Origin of the sequence: Streptomyces sp. NPDC060232 (assembly GCF_042726555.1) — a bacterium.
Taxonomy (GTDB): Bacteria; Actinomycetota; Actinomycetes; order Streptomycetales; family Streptomycetaceae; genus Streptomyces.
Window position 1 is genome coordinate 18,977 of record NZ_JBHXAG010000018.1, and the last position, 13,346, is coordinate 32,322.

The 13,346-nt window shown below is 71.1% G+C and carries 13 protein-coding genes; 5 read left to right on the forward strand and 8 right to left on the reverse strand.

Going from position 1 to position 13,346, the window contains the following annotated elements:
- Window positions 1–8: 8 nt before the first annotated feature.
- Window positions 9–839 (reverse strand): SGNH/GDSL hydrolase family protein, encoded by an 831-nt coding sequence (locus ACFWFZ_RS24270; RefSeq protein ID WP_387124937.1) that lies wholly within the window; start codon window positions 837–839, stop codon window positions 9–11.
- Entirely contained in the window at window positions 823–1,401 is a 579-nt protein-coding gene (locus ACFWFZ_RS24275; RefSeq protein ID WP_387124940.1) for a PadR family transcriptional regulator, read from the reverse strand. The genes ACFWFZ_RS24270 and ACFWFZ_RS24275 overlap by 17 nt, the downstream gene beginning before the upstream one ends.
- 96 nt (window positions 1,402–1,497) lie before the next feature.
- Here ACFWFZ_RS24275 and ACFWFZ_RS24280 point away from each other — a divergent pair, with 96 nt between their 5' ends.
- The gene (locus tag ACFWFZ_RS24280) at window positions 1,498–1,914 is read left to right on the forward strand and encodes a nuclear transport factor 2 family protein (RefSeq protein ID WP_387125104.1); all 417 of its coding nucleotides are present in this window, start codon (window positions 1,498–1,500) and stop codon (window positions 1,912–1,914) included.
- 54 nt (window positions 1,915–1,968) lie between these two features.
- Here ACFWFZ_RS24280 and ACFWFZ_RS24285 read toward each other — a convergent pair whose 3' ends face one another.
- Together ACFWFZ_RS24285 and ACFWFZ_RS24290 are read right to left on the reverse strand one after the other, a co-directional pair.
- Window positions 1,969–4,431, reverse strand: coding sequence for an HAD-IC family P-type ATPase (locus ACFWFZ_RS24285; protein WP_387124941.1), 2,463 nt, complete (start codon window positions 4,429–4,431; stop codon window positions 1,969–1,971).
- A gap of 247 nt (window positions 4,432–4,678) precedes the next feature.
- On the reverse strand, window positions 4,679–4,966 hold the full coding sequence (locus ACFWFZ_RS24290) for a DUF2530 domain-containing protein (protein ID WP_387124942.1): 288 nt from the start codon (window positions 4,964–4,966) through the stop codon (window positions 4,679–4,681).
- 183 nt (window positions 4,967–5,149) lie between these two features.
- Here ACFWFZ_RS24290 and ACFWFZ_RS24295 point away from each other — a divergent pair, with 183 nt between their 5' ends.
- Window positions 5,150–6,610, forward strand: coding sequence for an NCS2 family permease (locus ACFWFZ_RS24295; RefSeq protein ID WP_387124943.1), 1,461 nt, complete (start codon window positions 5,150–5,152; stop codon window positions 6,608–6,610).
- Window positions 6,611–6,623: 13 nt separating this feature from the next.
- Here ACFWFZ_RS24295 and ACFWFZ_RS24300 read toward each other — a convergent pair whose 3' ends face one another.
- Window positions 6,624–6,806, reverse strand: a complete 183-nt coding sequence (locus tag ACFWFZ_RS24300; RefSeq protein ID WP_387124944.1) for a ribbon-helix-helix protein, CopG family — start codon at window positions 6,804–6,806, stop codon at window positions 6,624–6,626.
- 142 nt (window positions 6,807–6,948) lie between these two features.
- Here ACFWFZ_RS24300 and ACFWFZ_RS24305 point away from each other — a divergent pair, with 142 nt between their 5' ends.
- From ACFWFZ_RS24305 to thpR, 3 genes are all read left to right on the forward strand, one after another.
- A complete protein-coding gene (locus tag ACFWFZ_RS24305) occupies window positions 6,949–7,386 on the forward strand; it encodes a MarR family winged helix-turn-helix transcriptional regulator (protein ID WP_030010566.1) in 438 nt (145 codons plus the stop codon).
- 25 nt (window positions 7,387–7,411) lie between these two features.
- Window positions 7,412–8,779: an MFS transporter gene (locus ACFWFZ_RS24310; protein WP_387124945.1), complete on the forward strand. Its 1,368-nt coding sequence runs from the start codon at window positions 7,412–7,414 to the stop codon at window positions 8,777–8,779.
- A gap of 156 nt (window positions 8,780–8,935) precedes the next feature.
- A complete protein-coding gene (gene thpR, locus ACFWFZ_RS24315) occupies window positions 8,936–9,490 on the forward strand; it encodes an RNA 2',3'-cyclic phosphodiesterase (RefSeq protein ID WP_387124946.1) in 555 nt (184 codons plus the stop codon).
- Between the two features lie 131 nt (window positions 9,491–9,621).
- Here the strand turns inward: thpR and ACFWFZ_RS24320 are convergent, their stop codons facing one another.
- From ACFWFZ_RS24320 to ACFWFZ_RS24330, 3 genes are all read right to left on the reverse strand, one after another.
- On the reverse strand, window positions 9,622–11,145 hold the full coding sequence (locus tag ACFWFZ_RS24320) for a peptidoglycan DD-metalloendopeptidase family protein (protein ID WP_387124948.1): 1,524 nt from the start codon (window positions 11,143–11,145) through the stop codon (window positions 9,622–9,624).
- Window positions 11,146–11,238: 93 nt separating this feature from the next.
- Window positions 11,239–12,672, reverse strand: a complete 1,434-nt coding sequence (locus tag ACFWFZ_RS24325) for an FG-GAP-like repeat-containing protein (protein WP_387124949.1) — start codon at window positions 12,670–12,672, stop codon at window positions 11,239–11,241.
- 190 nt (window positions 12,673–12,862) lie between these two features.
- A complete protein-coding gene (locus tag ACFWFZ_RS24330; RefSeq protein ID WP_387124950.1) occupies window positions 12,863–13,036 on the reverse strand; it encodes a hypothetical protein in 174 nt (57 codons plus the stop codon).
- Between the last annotated feature and the right edge of the window lie 310 nt (window positions 13,037–13,346).

Sequence of the window (13,346 nt, forward strand, 5' to 3'; positions counted from 1 at the left end):
GGGGCGGATCAGCCCTTCCCGGCGGCACCGGCGGCCAGGGGGAGCAGGTCGGGGCGTTTGGCGGTGCGGCCGTCTCCGGAGGAGCGGCCGCGCAGGCGGCGGCCCAGCCAGGGACCGAGGAACGCGGCGGCCCAGCGCAGTTCGGCCGCGACGGCCGAGCGGCGCAGCGCGTCCGGCGGGGGCAGCGGCTGCGTCCAGGTGTCGTCGCTGCCGGGGAGGCCGACGGCGTGGGCGAGGGCGGCGGCGATGCGTTCGTGGCCGAGGGAGCTGGCGTGCAGGCGGTCCTCGGTCCACATCCGCGGGTCCGCCACGGCCTCCGGCAGGGCGGTCTCGGCGACGTACACCCCGTGCCGGGCGGCCGCGGCGCGGACGAGTTCGTTGAGTTCGACCAGGCGGGGGGCGAGGGGCCGGGCGAGGGGCGCGATCCTGCCGATGTCGGGGAAGGTCACGGTCGCCACGTGCGCCCCGGCGGCCGTGAGCGCGGCGAACATCTCCTCCAGGTGCCCGGCGACCTCGGCCGCCGCGAAGCGGGGCCGCAGCACGTCGTTGACCCCTGCGACGACGGTGGCGATGTCGGGGCGCAGGGCCAGGGCGGGCCCGAGCTGTTCGGCGCGGACCTGGCCGGCGAGCCGTCCCCGGACGGCGAGGTTGGCGTAGAGCAGGCCGGGGCGGGCGGCTTCCAGGTGTCCGGCGAAGCGGTCGGCGAAGCCGCGCAGGCCCGCGGTGTCGTCGCCGTCGCCGAGGCCTTCGGTCTGGCTGTCGCCCAGGGCGACGTAGCGCCGGTACTGGCTCCCGTCCTCGGTCCGGTCCCCGGTCCGGTCCTCAGCGTTCGTCGGCACGGGCGGTCAGCCCCTCTCGCTCTCGCAGGACCGCCGCGCTGCGGCGGCACCAGTCGCGGTGGCCCTGCTCGAAGGCGATGCCGCGCAGGCAGGTCAGGTACCCGCCGATCGCGTCGCCGCGGAGCAGGAACTCCTCCTCGTCGAGGTCGCCGCGCATCTTACGCAGCACCCTGCCGAGGAGGTCGATCTTGGCGTCGGCGGCGGCTGCCCGCTCTTCGAGCTGTGCGATCACGGGCGCGGCGGCGATCCGGTCGGCGGTCTGGACCTTGACGAGGAGGTCGTCGCGGATGACGGAGGGCTTGACGGCCGCCGCCGCGAACGCCTCCAGTTCGGCGCGGCCGGCGTCGGTGACCTGGAAGAGCCGCTTGTTGGGGCGCGCCTCCTGGACCACCTGGCGGCCTTCGACCAGGCCGTCCTTCTCCAGCTTGGCCAGCTCGGTGTAGAGCTGCTGGGGGGAGGCGTGCCAGAAGTTCGCGACGCCGATGTCGAACGACTTCGCCAGCTCGTAGCCGCTGAACTCGCCGTCCAGCAGCGCCGCCAGTACGGCATGTCGCAAGGCCATCGCGGCCGCCCCTTCCCTTTTCCTCGATCTCCCCCGCATGATACTCAAGAAAGCGACTAGTCAATTCCTTGAGTATAAGGAGGGGCCGTGGAGTCCGTGACGGAGACCGCCGAACGCTTCCGTGCCGCCGTGGAGAAGCGTGATCTGACGGCGCTGGAGGACCTGTTCACCGAGGAGGTCAGGCTGTACAGCCCGGTGAAGTTCCGCCCCTTCGAGGGCAGGCTGATGGTGCTGGGGCTCTTCGGGGTCCTGCTGCGCGTCTTCGAGGACCTGCGCTACGTCGGCCACTTCGACGGCGCGACGGAGAGCGGCGCGGACGGCACCGAGGCCCCCGCGTCGGTCCTGCCCTTCCGGGCCACGGTGGACGGCAGGGAGATCCACGGCATCGACATGCTGCACTTCGACGACTCGGGCCGGATCAAGGAGTTCACCGTGATGGTCCGCCCCCAGTCCGCGGTCCACACCCTGGGCCAGGCCGTCCTGACCGGCCTGCAGGCGGACGGCCTGGCGTAGGGCGCGGGCGCCCGGCCACTCAGGCGGCCGGGCCGGTCAGGCCGGTCAGGCCGGTCAGGCCGGGAACTTGTGGTCGACCCAGCGGAAGGTGAGCTCGATGAGGGTCGCGGCGGCCGCCGCGACCGCCACCGCGGTCCACGGCATCGTGGTTCCGACCAGCTTGAGCTGGAAGAAGTCCTGGAGCCACGGCACGACCAGGACGATCAGGAACGCCCCGCCCATCGCGCCCACCAGGGCCACGCGCCACCACGTGTACGGGCGGGCGATGATCGCCAGGACCCACATCGAGGTCAGGAACAGCGTCAGCGTCGCCGCGCTGGTCTCCGCGGGCAGGGCGTCCGCGCCCGTGTAGTGGTGGCGGGCGATCAGGTAGGTGGCGAAGGTGGCCGTCGCCGCGATCACGCCGCCGGGGATCGCGTACCGCATCACCCGCCTCACGAAGTGCGCCTTCGCGCGCTCCTTGTTCGGGGCCAGCGCCAGGAAGAACGCCGGGATGCCGATGGTGAGGGTGGACAGCAGCGTCAGGTGGCGCGGCAGGAACGGGTACTCGACCTGCGAGCACACCACCAGGATGGCCAGCAGCACCGAGTAGACCGTCTTCGTGAGGAAGAGGGTGGCCACGCGCGTGATGTTGCCGATGACCCGGCGGCCCTCGGCGACCACCGACGGCAGGGTGGAGAAGCTGTTGTTGAGCAGGACGATCTGCGCGACGGCACGGGTGGCCTCCGAGCCCGAGCCCATCGAGACGCCGATGTCGGCGTCCTTGAGGGCGAGCACGTCGTTGACGCCGTCGCCGGTCATGGCGACGGTGTGGCCCCGGGACTGCAGGGCGCCGACCATGTCCCGCTTCTGCTGCGGGGTCACGCGCCCGAAGACGGAGTTGCCGTCCAGGACCTCGGCCATCTCGGTCTGCTCGGCGGGCAGCTTGCGGGCGTCCACGGTGTTCTGCGCGCCGGGCAGGCCCAGCTTGTCGGCGACGGCGCCGACGGAGACCGCGTTGTCGCCCGAGATGACCTTCGCCTTGACGTTCTGGTCCTCGAAGTAGCGCAGCGTGTCGGCGGCGTCGGGGCGCAGCCGCTGCTCCAGGACGACCAGGGCGGTCGGCCTGACCCCGGTGGCGACGGCCTCGTCGTCCAGCTCGCGGGCGGAGCGGGCGAGCAGCAGGACCCGCAGGCCCTGTTCGTTGAGGTCGTTGATCTCGTCGAGGGCGGGGTCCCCGGCGGGCAGCAGCACGTCGGGGGCGCCGAGCAGCCAGGTGTTGTTCTCGCCGTCGCCCTCGCTGAAGCTGGCGCCGCTGTACTTGCGGGCGGAGGAGAAGGGCAGGGATTCGGTGCACCGCCACTCGGCGCTGTCGGGGTAGGCGTCGATGATCGCCTGGAGGCTGGCGTTGGGACGCGGGTCGGACTCGCCGAGCGCGCCGAGCACCTTCTCCACGTACGCCGGCTCCGCGCCGCCGAGCGGGCGGAGCTCGGTGACGTCCATACCGCCCTCGGTGAGCGTGCCCGTCTTGTCGAGGCAGACCACGTCGACGCGGGCGAGGCCCTCGATGGCGGGCAGCTCCTGTACGAGGCACTGCTTGCGGCCGAGGCGGATGACGCCGATCGCGAAGGCCACGGAGGTGAGGAGGACGAGCCCCTCGGGGATCATCGGCACGATGCCGCCGACGGTCCGGGCGATGGCGTCGTTGAGGTTGTTCTCCTTGACGACGAGCTGGCTGACGATCAGGCCGATGGAGGTCGGGATCATCATCCACGTGACGTACTTGAGGATGGTGGAGATGCCGGAGCGCAGCTCGGAGTGGACGAGCGTGAAGCGGGAGGCCTCTTCGGCCAGCTGGGCGGCGTAGGCCTCGCGGCCGACCTTGGTGGCGGTGAACGCGCCGCCGCCGGCGACGACGAAGGAGCCGGACATGACCTGGTCGCCGGGCTTCTTCAGGACGGGGTCGGCCTCGCCGGTGAGCAGGGACTCGTCGATCTCCAGGCCGTCCGCCTCGCCGACGGACCCGTCGACGACGACCTTGTCGCCGGGGCCGAGTTCGATGACGTCGCCGAGGACGATCTCGGAGGTGGAGATCTCCGCGGTACGGCCGTCGCGGCGCACGCTGGGTTTGGCCTCGCCGATGACGGCGAGGCCGTCGAGGGTCTTCTTGGCGCGCAGTTCCTGGATGATGCCGATGCCGGTGTTCGCGATGATCACGAAGCCGAAGAGGCTGTCCTGGATCGGCGCGACGCAGAGCATGACCACCCACAGGACGCCGATGATCGCGTTGAAGCGGGTGAAGACGTTGCCGCGGACGATGTCGGTGGTGGAGCGAGAGGAGCGCACGGGTACGTCGTTGACGTCTCCGCGGGCCACGCGTTCGGCGACCTCGGCGGTGGTCAGCCCGCCCGGCTTGAACCGGGGCGCCGGTGGCCGTACGGGGTGCACGGGGTCGAGTTCCGCCCCGGCGTCGATGGCCGTCCCGGGCCCGCCGCCCGGCTCCCGCCCGTCCTGGTCGATCCTCGCCCGCTCCGTCATGTTCCGACGGTAAGCGGGGTTCGAACGCTTCACCCGCCGAAAAGTCCGAAGATACGACCTGGGGATGACCCGAATCCTCCCCTGGTCGCGGCCGACCCCGCGCGGCCCCGTACGGATGCCCGCAGGCCCGCCCCGAACCGCAGCCGCCCCGGCGGGAGCTGGTGCTGTGGCCGTCAAGGTTCACCAGGTCACAGCACCGGTGCTGTGACCGCAGAGGTTCACCGGGTCACAGCACCCGATACAGCCCCTAGGCGGGTCCGCCCGCCTCCTGCCGTGCCTGCGCGGCAGCAGCCGCCGCGTGGCGCCGCAGTGCCGCCTCGCGGCCGCGGACGTACCAGATGCCGATCAGGCCGAGGAAGCCTCCGGCCGCGCAGGTCCAGACCCACCACAGCTGGCCGCGGTCGGCGAACCAGCCGTAGAACGGCAGCTGGACCACGAAGAGGGCGAACCACAGGATCGTGCCACCCGTGACCGTCGCGACGACGGGGCCCTCAAGGGGCTCGGGCGCCTCGTGCTTCGCAATCCATTTCGCCATGCGGCCAGTTTAAGCGGGCCCGAGCCGGACCCCTCCGGCCGTCCCGCGCGGGCCTCCCCCCGCCCCGCCGCGGGCCTCCGCGCTGTCTACGCGCGGAGATGGACGGCTCTTCGCTGATGTGTTCATACTGAAACGGTTTGGGCGCGGCCCATTTTCTTCGTATGAACCACCAATGAGGACCGTATGAGCACCCCGGCCCCCGCCCCCGCACCCGCCGCTCCGGAGCCTTCCCCCCGGGCACCCTCCGGCGGGACGGACCGCTACTTCAAGATCTCCGAGCGCGGCTCGACCGTCGCCCGCGAGGTCCGCGGCGGTTTCGCGACCTTCTTCGCCATGGCGTACATCATCGTGCTGAACCCGATCATCCTGGGCAGCGCGAAGGACATGTACGGCCACCAGCTCGACAGCGGTCAGCTCGTGACGGCCACCGTGCTGACGGCCGCCTTCACCACGCTCCTCATGGGCGTCATCGGCAACGTCCCCATCGCGCTCGCCGCCGGCCTCGGCGTGAACACCGTCGTGGCCCTCCAGCTCGCCCCGCGCATGAGCTGGCCCGACGCGATGGGCATGGTGGTCCTGGCCGGCTTCGTCGTCATGCTGCTGGTCGCCACCGGACTGCGCGAGCGCGTCATGAACGCCGTCCCGCTGGGCCTGCGCAAGGGCATCGCCATCGGTATCGGCCTGTTCATCATGCTGATCGGCCTCGTCGACTCCGGCTTCGTCTCCCGCATCCCGGACGCCGCGCACACCACGGTCCCGCTCCAGCTCGGCGGCAACGGCCACCTCGACGGCTGGCCCGTCCTGATCTTCGTGATCGGCACGCTGCTCACCCTCGCCCTGCTGATCCGCAAGGTCCCCGGCGCGATCCTGATCTCCATCGTCGCCATGACCCTCGTCGCGGTCGTCGTCCAGCTCGTCGCCGAGCTGCCCGACTCCGGCTGGGGCCTGACCGTCCCGGCCTGGCCCGGCAACCCGGTGGCGGCTCCCGACTTCGGGCTCGTCGGGCAGGTCAGCCTCTTCGGCGGCTTCGCGAAGGTCGGGGTGCTCACCGGCATCCTCTTCGTCTTCACCGTGCTGCTGTCCTGCTTCTTCGACGCCATGGGCACGATCCTGGGCGTCGGCGACGAGGCCAAGCTGATCGACAGGACGTCCGGCGAGTTCCCCGGCATCAACCGGGTCCTGTTCGTCGACGGCCTCGCCGTCGCCTCGGGCGGCGCCACCTCCTCCTCGGCCACCACCTGCTTCGTGGAGTCCACGGCCGGTGTCGGCGAGGGTGCCCGTACGGGCCTGGCGAACGTCGTGACCGGCGCGCTCTTCGCCGTGGCGCTGTTCTTCACCCCGCTGGCCACCATGGTCCCGTCGCAGGCCGCCACGCCCGCGCTGGTCGCGGTCGGCTTCCTGATCCTGGCGGGATCGGTCAAGGACATCGACTGGAGCGACTTCACCATCGCCGTCCCGGCCTTCCTGGCCATGGTGATGATGCCCTTCACCTACTCGATCACCAACGGCATCGGCATCGGCTTCATCGCCTTCAGCGTGCTGCGTCTGGCGACCGGCAGGGGCCGCGAGGTCCCGACCGCCATGTACGTCGTGTCGGCGGTGTTCGTCTTCTACTACGCGATGCCCGCGCTCGGCCTCGGCTAGCGGGTGTCCGGGCTCACGTCAGCCCGTAGAACTTCTCCGTCTCGTCGACGGCCGCCGTGAAGCGCTCGTCGAAGTCATCGCGAATGAGCGTCCGGACCACGTAGTCCTGGACGCTCATTCCGCGTTTGGCCGCATGGATCCGGAGCCTGTCGAGGAGCTCCCCGTCTATGCGCACGCTCAGCACATGTGTCCCCATGGCGAAAGAGTCGGGGCACAGACCGTGTACGCGTGTCACTTTCACCCGCCGACTCACCCGTACGAGTGACCTGACACACACCAGGTGCATGGCCGGGAAAACCCGGTGTTCTTTAGCGAGAGTAATGAGTTATTCTAAATACATGCATGACCTCTCCCATGGCGACGATGCTGCCGCCGTGAACGATCTCCGCTCCGCCGTCATGCGGCTGGGGCGGCGCCTGAAGCACCAGCGCGTCGACGAGTCGCTGAGCCCGACCGAGATGTCGGTCCTCGGCACCCTCGCCCGCTGCGGCCAGGCCACACCCGGCGAGCTGGCACGGCGGGAGCACGTCCAGCCGCCGTCCATGACGCGCATCGTCGCGTTGCTGGAAGCCAAGGGACTGGTCACGCTGGAACCGCACCCCGACGACCGCCGCCAGAAGGTGGTCCGCCAGACGGAGGAGGCCGAAGCGATGCTCGAAGAGAGCCGCCGCAAGCGCAACGCCTTCCTGGCCGGGCTCGCGGCAGAGCTGACCGAGGACGAATGGGCCAAGCTGCGCGCGGCCGCACCTGTCCTGGAGAAGCTCGCGCACCTGTAGGAACGACGCCAGGAGGCGAACGCTTTTGAGTACGGGAAACGGAGCAGACTCCGCACCCGGCCACATATCCACCCCCACTACCGCCGCGCGACCCGCGGCAAGCGCGGCACCCGCGAGCGGGAACTCGATGTTCAGCTCGCTGAGGATCCGGAACTACCGGCTCTTCGCCACCGGTCAGGTCGTCTCCAACACGGGCACCTGGATGCAGCGCATCGCCCAGGACTGGCTGGTCCTCTCACTGACCGGCTCCGCCTCCGCCGTCGGCATCACCATCGCCCTGCAGTTCCTGCCGATGCTGGTGTTCGGCCTCTACGGAGGCGTACTCGCCGACCGGCTGCCCAAGCGGCCCCTCCTCCTCGCCACCCAGAGCGCGATGGGCCTGACCGGTGTCGCGCTCGCCGCCCTCACCCTCGCCGGCCACGTCCAGGTCTGGCACGTCTACGTCGCGGCACTCGTCCTCGGCCTGATCACCGTCGTGGACAACCCGGCCCGCCAGACCTTCGTCCCCGAAATGGTCGGCAAGGCCCAGGTCGCCAACGCCGTCAGCCTCAACTCGGCCAACTTCCAGTCCGCGCGGCTGGTCGGCCCGGCCATCGCAGGCGTGCTGATCACCGCCGTCGGCTCCGGCTGGGCCTTCCTGCTCAACGGCCTCTCCTTCGCCGCGCCCATCGCCGGCCTGCTGATGATGCGGACGAAGGAGCTGCACCCGGTCGAGCCCCGGCCCCGCGCCAAGGGCCAGCTGCGCGAAGGCCTGCGCTACGTCGCTGGCCGGCCCGAACTGGTCTGGCCGATCGTGCTCGTCGGCTTCATCGGCACCTTCGGATTCAACTTCCCCATCTGGCTGTCGGCGTTCGTGAGTGACGTCTTCCACGGCGACGCGGGCACCTACGGACTCTTCAACACCCTGATCGCGGCCGGCTCCCTCGCGGGCGCCCTGCTCGCGGCCCGCCGCGGACACTCCCGGCTGCGGCTGCTCGTGGCCGCGGCCGCACTGTTCTCCGTACTGCTGCTCGTGACGGCCTTCGCACCCGGCTTCTGGCTGTTCGCCGCGCTGCTCGTGCCCATCGGCGTCTTCGGCCTGACGGTCAACGTCACCGCAAACTCCAGCGTGCAGATGGCCACCGACCCCGAGATGCGGGGCCGGGTCATGGCCCTCTTCATGATGGTCTTCACCGGCGGCACCCCGCTGGGCGCCCCGCTGCTGGGCTGGATCACGGACACCTACGGCGCGCGCATCGGCATGGCCTCGGGCGCCCTGATCTCCCTGGCCGCGTCCGTGGCGATAGCGGTGGTCCTGGCCCGCGTCGGAAACCTCCGGCTGCGGGTCGACCGCCACGGGGTGGCCTTCGTCCCGGCCGTTTCACGCCGCCGCGAACTGGTGACGGTGGCCTGACCCGTCGCCTCCGGCGGGGCCCGGACCGGCGCCTCAACCACCGGCGAGGCTGTTCTCGGACCGCGCCGTCCCGATTCAGCCTCGCCGGTATTTGAGGCGCGGGGGTCCGGGGGCGGAGTCCCCGCAGCGGCGGCGCGCACGGCATAGGCTCCCCGCATGAGACTGTTCGCCGCCGTTCTGCCGCCGGACGCGGCCGTCGCCGAGCTCGCCGCCGCCGTGCACGCAGTGCGCGACGACCGGCTGACCTGGACCGCGGAAGCGGGCTGGCACTTCACGCTCGCCTTCATGGGCGAGGTGTCCGACGACGTGCTCCCCGAGCTGCACTCCCGCCTGGAGCGGGCCGCCCACCGTACGGCGCCCTTCGCGCTGCGCCTGCACGGCTGCGGCCACTTCGGCGACCGCGCCCTGTGGGCCGGCGCCGCCGGGGGGCTCGACGCCCTGCGCCTGCTCGCCGACCGGGCCGACGCGGCCGCGCGGCGGGCCGGGGTCCCCATGGAGCAGCACCGCCGGTACACCCCGCACCTCACCCTCGCCCGCAGCCGCCATGCCACCACCCCGCTGCGCCCGTACCTGGACGCCCTCGCCGACTTCGAGGGCACGGCCTGGCAGGTGGACACGCTCAGCCTGGTCCGCAGCAACCTGCCCGAGAGCGGGGTGCCGGGCGAACAGCCCCGCTACGAGACCGTGCGGGCCTGGCCGCTGGCCGGCTGAACCGCGTACACGCGCAGCCCGCGCGCGAACGCCGTGAGGCGGCCCGTCCTGCAGGGACGGGCCGCCTCACATGTCCTCAGCTCACCTGGTCGCCATCACGTGGCCGCCATCAGGTGGTGGCCTTCAGGTGGTTACCAGCCGCCGGTGCCGATCTCCTTGCGGGCGCCGAGGCCGCCGGCACCGGTGCCCGGGTAGAGGAACAGCTTGCCGGTGGAGTTCTGGACGGCGATCAGGTCGTCCGAGAGCTGCGAGTTCAGCAGGTCGCCGCCGATCAGGTCGGACATGCCGTTCCAGCCGCCGGAGCCGATCAGGATGCGCGGGCTCAGGTAACCCTTGTCACCGGGGTACATGAACAGCTTGCCGGTGGACTTCTCGACCGCGACCAGGTCCTGGCGGCCGCTGTTGTTCAGGTCCATGCCGGTGAGGTTGGACATCCCGTTCCAGCCGCCCGAGCCGATCTCCTTGCGGGAGGCGAGCTGGCCGGTGGACGTGCCCGGGTAGAGGTAGAGCTTGCCGGTGGCCTTGTCGACGGCCGCCAGGTCGGCGATCTTGTCGCCGTTGAGGTTGAGGGCCGTGAGGTTGGACATGCCGTTCCAGCCGCCCGTACCGATCAGGACGCGGCTGCCGCCCGAGGCGATCGTCGCGTTGTCGGCGCCCTTGTAGAGCCACAGCTTGCCGGTGGACTCCTCGACCGCCGCGATGTCGTCCTTGCCGTCGCCGTTGAAGTCGCCGCCCGTCAGGTTGGACATGCCGTTCCAGCCGCCCGAGCCGATCAGGACACGGTTGCCGCCGGAGGCGATGGTGCCGTTGGAAGCGCCCTTGTAGAGCCACAGCTTGCCGGTGGACGCCTCCACCGCTGCGACGTCGACCACGTTGTCGCCGTTGAGGTCGGCCGAGGCCAGGTCGACCATGCCGGTGGAGCCGGCACCCCCGCCACCGGGGCCCTCGGGCTTCGGCTCCGGGGTCTTGGTGACGCAGTTCTTGCTGGTCAGCGACTTGGACCAGCTCTGGGAGCCGCTGAAGACGCTGCCGTTGAAGACCGTGCGCTGGTCGACCAGGTCGTGGCGCTGCTCGTAGTGGAGGTGGGCGCCGGACGAGTTGCCGGTGCTGCCGACGATGCCGATCTGCTGGCCGGCCTTGACCGTCGCCCCGCTGGAGACGTTGAAGCCGTTGAGGTGGGCGTAGACGGTGGACCAGCCGCCGCCGTGGTTGATGACCACGTACTTGCCGTAGCTGGAGCCGCCGAGGTCCCTCACCTTGGACACGACGCCGTCGGCGCTCGCCACGACGGGGGAGTTGACCGTCGAGCCGCCCTGCGTCCAGTCGATCGCGTTGGCGGTGGGGCTGTGGTGGGGGCGGGAGGCGCCCTGCCAGGTCTCGCCGCACTTGAACGGCATCTGGAAGTCGGGGCGGTCGTCGCCGGAGGTGGCCGCCATGGCCGTCATCATCTGAGGGCCCTCGGGCAGGCCGAGGTCGGCCGCCGTCAGCTCGGTCATGTCGCCGTGCGGGTCCTGCGGACCGCCGTCGGCGTTCGCACCGCCGGCCGAGAGGGCCACGGCGGCGACGGTGGCGCAGACGAGGCCGGTGGCGATGCGGACCCGGCGGGACATGAGGCGGGAGAGGGCGTGGGCGGAGGTGGTGGTCTCGACAGACATGGGAGTGCTTCCAAACCGGCACGAGGGTGCCAAAAAGGGTGTCAGGGGAAGGGAGTTGCGAAGGCGAGCGGTCAGATGCGTCGGGCGTCGGGGCTACCAGCCGCCGGAGCCGATCTCCTTGCGCGCCCCCAGGCCCGTGCCGGTGCCCGGGTAGAGGTAGAGCTTTCCGGTGGCCTTCTCGACGCCGACGAGGTCGTCGTTCGCGTTCGAGGTGAAGTCGCCGCCGATCAGGTCGTTCATGCCGTTCCAGCCGCCGGAGCCGATCTCCGTACGGGAGTTCAGGCCGGCGCCGTTGCTGGTGTAGAGGTAGAGCTTGCCGCTGGCCCGGTCGGCGCCGACGACGTCGGTCCTGCCGTCGTTGTCGATGTCCATGCCGACCAGGTCGTGCAGGCTGCTCCAGCCGCCGCTGCCGATCATGAGGCGGCTGCTGCCTCCGCCGACCGATCCGGCGCCGTTGCCCTTGTAGAGCCACAGCTTGCCCGTGGACTCCTCCACGGCCGCGAGGTCGGCCTTGCCGTCGCCGTTGAAGTCACCGCCCATCAGCTCGGCCATGCCGTTCCAGCCGCCCGAGCCGATCTCCTTGCGGGAGGAGAGGCCGCTGCCGGTGCCCGGGTAGAGGTACAGCTTTCCGCTGGCCTCCTCGACCGCGACGATGTCGTCCTTGCCGTCGCCGGTGTAGTCGCCGCCGGCCAGGTCGGCCATGCCGTTCCAGCCGCCGCTGCCTATCTCCACGCGGTTGCCGCCGGAGGCGATGGTGCCGTTGGAGGCGCCCTTGTAGAGCCACAGCTTGCCGGTGGACGCCTCCACGCCGACCACGTCGTCGACGGCGTCGCCGTTGATGTTGACCGCGACGAGGTCGGTCATGCCCGGTGCGGGCGGCGGCGGGGTGGTCGTGTCGTCGGCGATGTTCTTGTAGCGGACGGGCTCGTAGGGGCCGTATCCCGGGTAGTACGGGTAGTCGTAGACGCGGTGGTGGACACCGCTGGGGGTGAAGTCGAAGCCCCAGTACTTCGTGCGCTCGGAGTTGGCCCACCTCTCGAAGAGGACGATGTGGCCGGAGGAGCCCGCGTCGTCGTCCAGGAGGGCGTCGCCCGCCTTCAGTTCCGACTTGGTGATCGACTCGGTCACGCCGCGGGAGGCGAAGGTGTTGGTGGCCGGCTGGAAGTCCAGGTCCCAGGCCATCGAGACGAAGCCCGAGCAGTCCGTGCGGTATCCGCCGCGCCGGCCGCCGCTGTCGTAGTCCAGGCCGATGCCGACCCAGCTCTTGGCCCGGGCGATGGCCCCGCTGCGGGTGAGCTTCGTGGGGGCGGTCGCGGCGAAGGCCGTCGCCCGGGTGTCCCCGTCGACCGCGCCCTCGGGGCCCTGGCCGGGGCTGCCGTAGTCGGGGTTCGCGGGGGATTCGGCGGTGACGGCTGCCGGGGCGGCCATCGCGGCGGAGTCGACGGCGACGACGGTGCCGGCGGCGACGGCGCCGGCGATCAGTGCGGCGACGGCCGCGTGTCGGGTTCTGGGCAGGTGTCGGGACATGGCTGTGCTCCGGTTCTGGCGGGTCAGGAGGTCCGGGGGCCGGGAGCGGCGCTCGACCGGCGGCAGTGCGACGTACGACGTGCGAGGTGTGGCGGACGGACAGCTGTCCTGCAGGTACAGCGGTCCTGTGAGGTGGTGCGGGGGGACGGTGGTGCGGGGGCGGCGCGGGGCGTCAGGGCCGCCGAGGGCGCTACGGCCGCCCGGTCACCGCGGTCAGTGCTGCGCCGGCGGTGCCCGTCGGCCCGGCCGTTCCGGTCGCCGGGGCCGGGTGGGCCGGGGCGTGGGCGGAGGCCATCGGGGCGACGGAGGTGATGCCGAGGGTGAGGGCGACGACCGCGGTGGCCCGGAGGATTCCCGTACGCATGGGGTGTTGCTCCTTTTCGATACGAAGAGGCTGGCTGGCTGGATCCCGTCGCCCTCGGACGTCCCGCGGTGGCGTCCGTTCAGGGGTTTCAGGGACTTCGGTGCTTGTCTGCGGGGGCTGCCCCGCTGACAAGCAATAGATTCGCCGCTGCCCGGGCCGGGCGGAAGAGAGATCGGCTGGACCGAAAAGGCCATGGCCGGACCTGGCCACGGTTGGCCTGATCCGGCCCCTCCGTCCGGCAGCCCGCTCCCCCGCACACGTGAAAGCCGCCCGGCGGGACCACTGTCGTGATCCCGCCGGGCGGCTTTCA